The following is a 6,819-nucleotide window of genomic DNA, read 5'->3' on the forward strand; positions in this document are numbered from 1 at the left end:
ACAAGTGGTAAAAGTGGGTTCTTTTAAAGGTGCGGTGGAACCCTATACGCGTCAGGATTTAAGTGTCCAGAATCGTCAGCAGCTGCAAACCCTACTCGATACAATTTGGTCTAATTATAGTTCCACAGTGGCCAAAAGTCGCAATTTAACACCCCAACAGGTGCAAACTATTTCTGATACTCAAGGTATTCTGGAAGCAACCACAGCGAAAAAGGCGGGTTTTGTTGATGAAGTGGCCCATTTAGATCGAGTAATTGCTTTAGCAAAGGATTTGACAGGAGAAGCAAAAAATAAAACTAATCAGGAGGAAAACTCTGGCTCCTTTTCGCAAATTTCTTTAGCTAATTATGCTAGTTCTCTCGATGAGGAGGAAGATAGTAGCGATCAAATAGCGATAGTTTATGCAGAAGGGACAATCGTAGAAGGTCAGGGAGATAGAGGCGAAATCGGTGGGGATAAATTGGCGAAGGAATTGCGAAAATTACAAGGGAAGGAGGAGGTAAAAGCGGTAGTTTTGAGAATTAATAGTCCGGGGGGAAGTGCCACCGCTTCCGAGGTGATTCTGCGAGAAATTAAGCGTTTAGATGCGAAAAAACCAGTAATTATTTCTATGGGTGATGTGGCAGCTTCTGGGGGTTATTGGATTGCGATGGGGGGTCAAAGAATTTTTGCCGATAATGATACAATTACTGGTTCGATCGGTGTGTTTGGATTATTGTTAAATATCCAGAAGATTGCTAATAATAATGGCATCGATTGGGATACGGTTAAAACTGGACAATTAGCCGATCTATCTACTATTACCAGACCGAAAAATCCCCAAGAATTAGAAATTTATCAAGCGGCAGTTAATCGGTTCTATGATTTATTTATCGAGACGGTAGCCAAGGGGCGAAAATTATCCCCAGACAAGGTAAGAACTGTGGCCCAAGGTCGCGTCTGGACGGGAAAAGATGCGGTTAAAATTGGTTTAGTTGATCAAATCGGTGGCCTAGAAGCGGCAGTACAATACGCAGCCAAAACAGCTAAATTAGGAGATGATTGGAGTCTTAAAGAATATCCTCGATCGCAAAGTTGGCAAGAAGAACTTGTCTCTAATTTCTTGCAAACCTATCTTCCTCCTCTAACTAAAAATAATCACCCTTTGACGCAGGAATGGCAAAATTTTCAGCAGGAATTATTGAAGTTACCTACATTTAACGATCCCCATAGTGTTTATGCTAAGTTACTTTTTAATCTCGATTTTCGCTGATACTTAGGTAAAAATAATGCCCGCTAATTCTGAAATTATTTGACGACAAAAATTTCTATGAATCGCCCTAATAGCGTTATTCTCGGTTTAGCCTATATTTTGGGATTGTTATCTACAGGTCTGGTAGATTTTAGTCCCCAGTTAAACCGATGGCAAGAAGTGGTAATTAGAATTGTTATTCTTAGTCTAATTACCCTATTAACCACGATTTTTATCCGTCGTTTTTGGTGGCAAAGTCCCCCTAGAAAAATTTGGCTGATGGGGGGATTAATAGCTATATTTGCCGTTGTTTATCTAGAAATTCGCACTCCTTACCCCACCGCAAATGATATCAGTCATCTTTTAAAAAATAATGTGGTTAACTCTATTAAAATCACGGGCAGTATTATATCAGAAATTCGTCTCAATCGCCGAGAAAATTTACAATTTTGGTTAGAAGTAAAAGAATTTAGCCTCAAGAATTTACCGACAGAAAAATCCACGGGTAAACTCTACGTTACTCTACCAAATCTAGCAGAAAATCAGGTTTATCCCGGACAAGAAATAACAATTAAAGGATTACTTTATCGTCCCCGTCGTGCGAATAATCCCAATGCTTTTGACTTTGCTAATTATCTGGCGCGTCAGGGTGCTTTTGCTGGTTTAAAAGGGGAAATAATTATCGATAAAAAATCACCGAATTGGGGAATTTGGCAGATTCGTCAGCGCATTGTTGAGGCACAAATTCAAAGACTAGGCCAGGAAAAAGGGACTTTATTAAGTTCGATTACCCTCGGACGACAAGCGGTTAATTTGCCAGCAAAAATCACTGATTTATTTATTAAAACTGGATTAGCTCACATTTTAGCAGCTTCTGGCTTTCATGTGGCTATTTTGTTGGGATTTGTTTTAACTATTACTCGCAATTTATCCCCCAAACAACAGTTTATTATTGCCCTTACTATCTTAATAATTTACGGCACTTTAACTGGGTTACAACCTTCAGTGCTGCGGGCGATTTTGATGGGAATTGGGGCATTAATCGGTCTGCTTTATAATCGACAAGTTAATAGTTTAGGATCCCTGTTACTAGCGGCTACAATTCTATTATTATGGCAACCTCTCTGGATTTGGGATTTAGGATTTCAGTTAAGTTTTTTAGCGACTTTGGGATTAATTATTACCGTTCCTTTGCTGAAAAATAAAATTGACTATTTACCTAATTTAATCGCTGAACCTATAGCTATTAGTCTAGCTGCTAGTCTCTGGACTATGCCTTTATTAATGTTTACCTTTAACTCGATCGCTCTTTATAATATCCCCATTAATATTATCACAACTCCCCTAGTTACCCTGATTAGTTTAGGAGGAGTTTTTACGGCCTTTTTAGGCTTAATTTATCCCCCTTTGGGCAGTATCAGCGCTAGTATTCTCTATTACCCTCTAGAGTTATTACTGCAAATTACCACCTTTTTTAGTCTGCTTCCTTTTAGTACCTACTCCACAGGTAAATTATCTTTAGGAGTGATGTTAATTATTTATATTTGCCTTACCTTAATCTGCTTTAATATCTGGTTTCGTCAACGGTGGCATTTAATCGGTTTATTTATCCTCACTTTAATTTTAATACCGATTATTTATCAGCATTTAACTTTAACTCAGGTGACAGTTTTAGCCACCAAATCGCAACCGGTAATAATTATTCAAAATCAAGGAAATACTCTCTTAATTAATGGGGAGGAACCCGCAACAGCACGTTATACAGTTTTGCCCTTTTTGCGACAGGAGGGAATTAATCAAATACAAAGAGCAATAACCGTCAATAATTCGGCGCAATTCTCAACTATCAGTGAGGACATACCGATTCAAAAAACTATTAATTTATCCCAGTTAGAAAAATTTAATCTCGGCGAAATTACTGGACAATTGATCGAGAAAAATTTATTTAAATTTCAGGTAAAAAATCAATCTTGGCTATGGATTGTCAACCCGAAAATTCCCGTTAATTTATCCCAAGAATTTAGCCCCCTAGTGTTATTATGGCAGGGAAGCAATCTAGATAAACAATGGTTAGAGTCAATTCGACCACAAACAGCGATCGCTGTCACCACCAATCTCTCCCGTAATGCCAGAAATAAACTGAGAAAGTCTGGTATTAAGACTTACTGGACCGGGAGAGATGGAGCGATTCAATGGACAGCAAAAAATGGATTTCAACCCTTTCTAATTAACGAGTGATGTGTACCACCAAAACCGAACAGGGAGCATGATGTACCACATAATTACTGACACTACCTAAGATTAACTCAGATAAACCCGATCGACCGTGACGACCAACAATAATTAAATCTATCCCCTCTTGCTGGGCAACTTGACAAATTTTCTGGCCCGGATCACCGATATAATAATCAGCCCGGGCTATGATATTATCCTCCTTAGCTCGATCGACTAAACCGTTTAACCAAGCTTGTAATTCCGCTTGCATTTCTTCGGTGATTTGTTGTTCTAAGGCGATCATATCGGGGGGATAACCGCCACCATAACCGATCAGATTACCATAAATAAAAGTTTCCGTGTAGGGAGTCAAAGGTTTAGACAGACTATAAATAATCCGCAACTCACTAGCGTAGGTTTTCGCTAAGAGAATAGCCGTATTCAATACCTCTGGAGTGACATCTTGATAATCCACAGCCACGAGAATTTTATTATAGAGTTTGTTGGTATCCCGATCGACTGAGAGTGTTTCCGTATTATTCATCGAATTAACCTCCTCGATAGCAGATAAAGTCAGGGTTGAAGTTAATCTTTTTTCCCACCGGCTGCCAGCAATACCCTGGGGAAATAGCCAAAAATTGCTGAAAGCTGATGACTGATAGTTGACGCTCCCCTACCTCTAGTGTGACATTTTTCGGATGATGTAGCTAAATCCCCAAAAAAATTAACAATTTGGGGAGACTCCGAGACGATACCCTAGGGTTGATTCAAGGTAGGGTTGATTCAAGGTAGGGTTGATTCAAGGTAGGGTTGATTCAAGGTAGGGTTGATTCAAGGTAGGGTTGATTCATGAATCAACCCTACCCAAACCCCGGAGCGCATTAGCTTTTCGGTGGGATGCTTACAGCCAGATGCTGATACATTTGTAATCATCTAAGAGTCACTGATAATTGCTGATTGTCGGTATTTCTGCAAATGTGAGATGCACCCCTAGATTTTTTATAAAAGTATTTATCTTAAGATACAATATGGTTGAGATTTTTTGCAGCAGAGGATCTAGTCGAATGAATGAAGATAGCAAAAATTATGAGATGCAAATTCTGGCAATGATGATCAATCAGTATTTGGATGATATGGTATCTCTGAGTGAAGAAAAATTAAACCAGCTAGAAGCAAACCGCGATCAGATTGTTTGGGATTTAGCCACAAGAATTTACAAGGAAAGTGGTCATAAAGTAGAATTTCATATAATACGAAACTTAATTAATTCTAGAATTGAAGTTATGAGATATCAGTTATTTTTCAGTCAATCCAGTCTATTGGAATCAAGGAGAATCAATGAAGAGAAAGCTATTAAAATAGCAGAACAAAAAGCTAATGCTGTTATTAACGATAAAAACAATGATGATACCGAGAAAATAACGTCACAAGACAATGAACGAAAACTGGCAATTTTTATCAAAGTTCAAGAGATAATTAGTGATCAATTAGATGTGGAAAAGTCTGAGATACATATTGATGATGAACTATTTTATTTAAAATCTAAGGAAACCCTCAGTAGTTATAGTTCTTCTAGCTTTTATAGTTCTTATGGTTCTTGTAGTAATGGTTTATTAGTCTCAAATTGGGGAGGAGATGAACTTGATACAGTTGAATTAATCATGACTTTAGAAGAAGAATTTGATCTAGAACTTTCAGAAGAAAAATGCCAAGAATTTACAACAGTGAAAAAGCTAGTTGATTATCTGGCTGAAAATTTAGGCAAGTAACAATATTAATTTTTACGAAAATATCTCAAGTTATCAGCCAAATATAGCTATAATCCAATTAGAGCGAGTTCTAAACCAACAACTTATGATTAGTCGCTACATTGTCGCATGGCTACCGATGATCGTAATAGGAGTTAGTAACGGTATCCTCCGAGAAACCACCTACGGAAAATATCTCGATGAACTACGCGCTCATCAAATTTCTACCCTGACAGGAATCCTCTTTTTTAGTCTTTATATTGGCGCTCTTGTCTATTTTTTGGGTCTAGAATCCTCCGGTCAAGCAATTACCATCGGTTTAATTTGGTTACTATTAACAGTGGGTTTTGAGTTTCTGTTCGGCCATTTTATCGCCGGTCACTCTTGGTCAAGATTAGGGCAAGATTATAATCTTTTAGCGGGACGAGTTTGGATTTTGGTTCTCTTGGTCATTACTTTTGCTCCTCTACTATTTTATCAACTTTTTTCTTAATTATGAAAGCTATTATCATTAATCGCTATGGCGATAGTAATGTTCTCCAATACATAGACATAGAAAAGCCAATTCCCCAAGCTAAGGAAGTCTTAATTAAGATTATGGCAGCGGGAATTAATCCGATTGATTGGAAGATTCGTCGGGGGATGCTCAAAATAGCCACAGGTAATAAATTTCCCCTGCAATTAGGTTTTGATTATAGTGGAATTATCGTTGAAAAAGGCAGTCAGGTGGAACAATTCCAGATCGGAGATGAGGTTTTTGGTTTTCTCAATCAATTACCCGGTAGAACCTATGCTGAATATGCAATTATTCCCGCTTCCCTATTAGTTAAAAAACCGCATAATCAGAGTTTTATTGAAGCTGCCGCCACTCCTTTAGCCGCTTCTACCGCTTTGCAAGTCTTGCGCGATTTTGGCAATATTCAAGCAGGAAATCGGATTTTAGTTAATGGTGCATCGGGAGGAGTGGGTAGCTTTGCCGTGCAGATAGGGAAAATTTTCTCCGCAGAAGTAGATGGAGTTTGTAGTAGTAAAAATATCGATTATGTCACCTCTTTAGGAGCAGATAAAGTTATCGATTATACCCAAGAAGATTGGAGAAAAACCGAGCAGAAATATGATATAATCTTCGATGCTGTGGCTAAGTCTTCTTTTTGGCACTGTCGTCAGCTTTTAAAACCCCAAGGCACCTATATAACCACCCTCCCAAATCCCGGAATTATCTTCCTAAATTATCTCGGTGCTTGGTTGCCCCAAAAAGGGAAACTGATATTTTTTGCTCAAGCACAAGCGTCTGACTGGCAATTTCTCAAAGAAGCGATCGAATCGGGAAAATTAACTGTTAGAATCGATCGCACCTATACTTTTTCCCAGGTGGTAGAAGCTCATAATTATAGTGAATCGGAAAGAGTGCGCGGAAAAATAGTCCTGATCCCCGATTAAGGATAAATAGTTAGGGTTTGCTGAATAAATCTGAAAACCTTGTTGGGTAACACTTTTAGACCTTTTGTCAATCAAAAAGTACCAGATATGGGAGTGATCGGGGGGAAAATCCCTGGACTTTTTCCCTGAAAATTAGGTAATTAACCCCCTGAAAATGGGTAAAACCCTACACCCCACACCCCACAC

The 6,819-nt window shown here is 38.5% G+C and carries 6 protein-coding genes; 5 read left to right on the forward strand and 1 reads right to left on the reverse strand.

Annotated elements, in window-relative coordinates; translation table 11 throughout:
- Together sppA and PX481_RS22150 are read left to right on the forward strand one after the other, a co-directional pair.
- Positions 1-1,252: signal peptide peptidase SppA (gene sppA / locus PX481_RS22145; RefSeq protein ID WP_288096058.1), on the forward strand; the 1,252-nt coding region annotated here is incomplete at its 5' end.
- Positions 1,253-1,309: 57 nt separating this feature from the next.
- Positions 1,310-3,469, forward strand: coding sequence for a ComEC/Rec2 family competence protein (locus PX481_RS22150; RefSeq protein WP_002756586.1), 2,160 nt, complete (start codon positions 1,310-1,312; stop codon positions 3,467-3,469).
- Here PX481_RS22150 and PX481_RS22155 read toward each other — a convergent pair.
- Positions 3,459-3,989: a universal stress protein gene (locus PX481_RS22155; protein WP_002756585.1), complete on the reverse strand. Its 531-nt coding sequence runs from the start codon at positions 3,987-3,989 to the stop codon at positions 3,459-3,461. The two genes, PX481_RS22150 and PX481_RS22155, sit on opposite strands and share 11 nt — an antisense overlap.
- A gap of 520 nt (positions 3,990-4,509) precedes the next feature.
- Here PX481_RS22155 and PX481_RS22160 point away from each other — a divergent pair.
- The 3 genes from PX481_RS22160 to PX481_RS22170 all read left to right on the forward strand — a co-directional run bounded on the left by PX481_RS22160 (position 4,510) and on the right by PX481_RS22170 (position 6,633).
- Entirely contained in the window at positions 4,510-5,214 is a 705-nt protein-coding gene (locus PX481_RS22160; RefSeq protein ID WP_052275519.1) for an acyl carrier protein, read from the forward strand.
- 85 nt (positions 5,215-5,299) lie between these two features.
- Positions 5,300-5,686 (forward strand): hypothetical protein, encoded by a 387-nt coding sequence (locus tag PX481_RS22165; protein ID WP_002756583.1) that lies wholly within the window; start codon positions 5,300-5,302, stop codon positions 5,684-5,686.
- A gap of 2 nt (positions 5,687-5,688) precedes the next feature.
- Positions 5,689-6,633 carry an NAD(P)-dependent alcohol dehydrogenase gene (locus PX481_RS22170; RefSeq protein WP_288096063.1) on the forward strand — a complete coding sequence of 315 codons (945 nt, stop codon included), beginning with the start codon at positions 5,689-5,691 and terminating at the stop codon, positions 6,631-6,633.
- The last annotated feature ends 186 nt before the right edge of the window (positions 6,634-6,819 follow it).

The sequence above is a fragment of the Microcystis sp. M53603_WE2 genome (genome assembly GCF_030065435.1).

Excerpts from the sequence above, each read along its gene's own strand:
- PX481_RS22150 (WP_002756586.1), top strand. The coding sequence starts at position 1,310 with ATGAATCGCCCTAATAGCGTTATTCTCGGTTTAGCCTATATTTTGGGA.
- PX481_RS22155 (WP_002756585.1), bottom strand. The coding sequence starts at position 3,989 with ATGAATAATACGGAAACACTCTCAGTCGATCGGGATACCAACAAACTC.
- PX481_RS22160 (WP_052275519.1), top strand. The coding sequence starts at position 4,510 with ATGAATGAAGATAGCAAAAATTATGAGATGCAAATTCTGGCAATGATG.
- PX481_RS22165 (WP_002756583.1), top strand. The coding sequence starts at position 5,300 with ATGATTAGTCGCTACATTGTCGCATGGCTACCGATGATCGTAATAGGA.
- PX481_RS22170 (WP_288096063.1), top strand. The coding sequence starts at position 5,689 with ATGAAAGCTATTATCATTAATCGCTATGGCGATAGTAATGTTCTCCAA.